Origin of the sequence: Streptomyces phaeoluteigriseus (genome assembly GCF_001896135.2) — a bacterium.
Taxonomy (GTDB): domain Bacteria; phylum Actinomycetota; class Actinomycetes; order Streptomycetales; family Streptomycetaceae; genus Streptomyces; species Streptomyces phaeoluteigriseus.
Genome location: NZ_MPOH02000020.1, coordinates 221,052 through 223,299, shown reverse-complemented (window position 1 = coordinate 223,299; position 2,248 = coordinate 221,052). Strand labels below are relative to the sequence as shown.

General features: G+C 64.8%; 1 protein-coding gene, 1 tRNA gene and 1 pseudogene. 2 read left to right on the top strand and 1 reads right to left on the bottom strand.

The genetic code is table 11. The features are described 5' to 3' along the window. Positions 1-323: 323 nt before the first annotated feature. Positions 324-800 (bottom strand): annotated as a pseudogene (locus BM536_RS35450) (response regulator); the annotation flags it as partial. Positions 801-905: 105 nt separating this feature from the next. Between BM536_RS35450 and BM536_RS35445 the strand changes: the two are divergent. Continuing rightward, a tRNA-Arg gene (locus tag BM536_RS35445) sits at positions 906-977 on the top strand. A 402-nt stretch (positions 978-1,379) separates the two neighbouring features. Then, on the top strand, positions 1,380-1,751 hold the full coding sequence (locus BM536_RS35440) for a restriction system modified-DNA reader domain-containing protein (protein ID WP_211363007.1): 372 nt from the start codon (positions 1,380-1,382) through the stop codon (positions 1,749-1,751). Positions 1,752-2,248: the final 497 nt, after the last annotated feature.

The following is a 2,248-nucleotide window of genomic DNA, read 5'->3' as shown; positions in this document are numbered from 1 at the left end:
CCGGCGGGAGCGGCGGTCGGTGACGGTGGGTGGCGGTCGGTGGTCTATTCGGCGACGGGCTCGACGAGGGGGCCGCCGGCGGCCCCGGGTGCGGGGCCGGGCCCGCCTGGGCGTCCGTGCCCGTGCCCGTGTCCGAGCCCGCTCCCCTGCGCGTGACCGTTGCCGTGCGCGTGACCGTTGCCGTGCACGAGCCCGTTGCCGTGCACGAGCCCGTGCCCGCTTCCGTGTTCGTTGCCCATGCGCATACCGACGACCTCGTCTCCGCCGCTACTGAGGGCGAGGTCATGGCCGGCGGTGGCACTGAGGGGGGCTTCGAGCCCGAGCCCGAGTCCCCCGGCAGGGCTCGCCGGGCCACCGCTCCCCTCCCCCCGCCTGCCCTCGATGAGCCGACGTACGAGGCTGACGAGTTCGGCGGGATCGAAGGGCTTGGCCAGGAAGGCATCGACACCCGCGTCGAGACCGGCTTCGACCTCGTACTGCGTACAGGCGCTGATGATGGCCAGGGGAAGGTCGTGGGTGCGGGGGTCGGCACGCAGCCGCTCGGCGGTCCGGAGGCCGTCCAGACGAGGCATGACGACATCGAGGGTCACAAGATCGGGCCGCACCTGATGTACGACTTCCAGACACTCGGCACCATCGGACGCGGTCACGACCTCGAGGCCCTCCAGCTCGAGATTGACCCTGATCAGCTGCCGGATGACCTTGTTGTCGTCCACAACAAGCACCCGGCCCGAAGCGCCTGACACAACTCGAGAGTAGGTCCGGACCGGCCACCGCGTCCGGGTTTTCCCCACTTCCACCCCCTGCGGGACACCCGCCCTCCTCGACCCCCGGAAACCCGTTCCTGATCACCCCGAGCGAGCTGGTAGTGTTCTGTCCGTCGCCGCGAGCAACGCGACCGACACGCCCCCGTAGCTCAGGGGATAGAGCAACGGCCTCCGGAGCCGTGTGCGCAGGTTCGAATCCTGCCGGGGGCACCTTGCAGAAGGTGCCCAAAGACCCCGTCACCAGCGGAAACGCTGAGGGTGGGGTCTTCGCGTATGTGCAGGCAGATGCCGCCGGAAGCAGCCGCCTGTCAGTGATCACGTTGTAATAGCGTGTTGATCTTGGAGCACCGAGCGGCAGGTCAGAGGCTTCACAGGCCCTCGAGAGCAGCTCCGTGGACAGGCCCGGTCAGGCGATCCCGGCAGTCCCTCCACATGTCTGACCCCCTGCATGCTGCGGCCATCTTTCGGCACTCAAACGCTCAGTCGTCGCCTCGCACGTCGCAGCCCTTGATCCGCAACTCACCGAAAATCTCGCGGACTTCAAAACACCGGCCCCGATACGGTAATCTCAGATGTGTCAGATCCACAAACCTGAGAGGAATCCTTGTGGGCGTGGTCATCCGCATCAACATCCCTGGCACCACCGTCACAACCAGGACGGTCGGCGATGACACATACATCGACGTCACCCTGAAAGAAGGGGCCGGCAGCACCGCAACCCAGACAACGCCGGGAGGGCTGGCGCCCATGATCAAGGCTGGGGACCTGAAGGTTGGGGAGGTTCTCTACTGGTCACGCCCTCGCCTGGGCGTCCGGCACGAGGCAACAGTGCTGCCGAACGGCTGGCTCTCATTCGAGGGCCGGCCTTACCGAACCCCTTCCGGCGCAGCGGTAGCCGCGGCAGGCTCGCAGGCTGACGGCTGGACCGCATGGAGGCGGGAGCGCGATGACGTGATCATCGGATCCCTTCGCAAGGCGCATTAGGTCCACCGCCCTACGGAGGGGTGGATGCGAAGGAGAGGCAACGCAAGTTGGCCGCAGCGTGGCCCTCACACACAGCGCCCGGCACAGCCAAAGCCAAGGCAGCCAGACACCGGCGCATGTCACATATCGGTAACAAGAACTCCAAATAGCCACAGAGGCCACCCAGTTGGCCGGTAGAACTACCCAGCAAGGAACGGGGCCGATCACGGCCTCATATTAGTTAGTTAACCTAAGTAACTTCTTCTTGGTCTTAGCTTTGGAAGGAAAAAATTTGATGCGCAAAGTTTGGCTTCGAATCATTAGCGAGGCGCTGAAGAGTGGTGACGGGACACTTCGCCTCGTGTTCTTGATGGCCGCAGGTGTCGCATGCAGTGCCGCACTCGTGGGCGTGTTGACTGCGGCAAGGCTTGTAGGGCTCTTCTAGGCAGTGTCTTCAAAGAGTCCTGATGGGGGATCATGTGGTGCATGGTGCGTCGTCATGAGCTGTCGGATCTGGA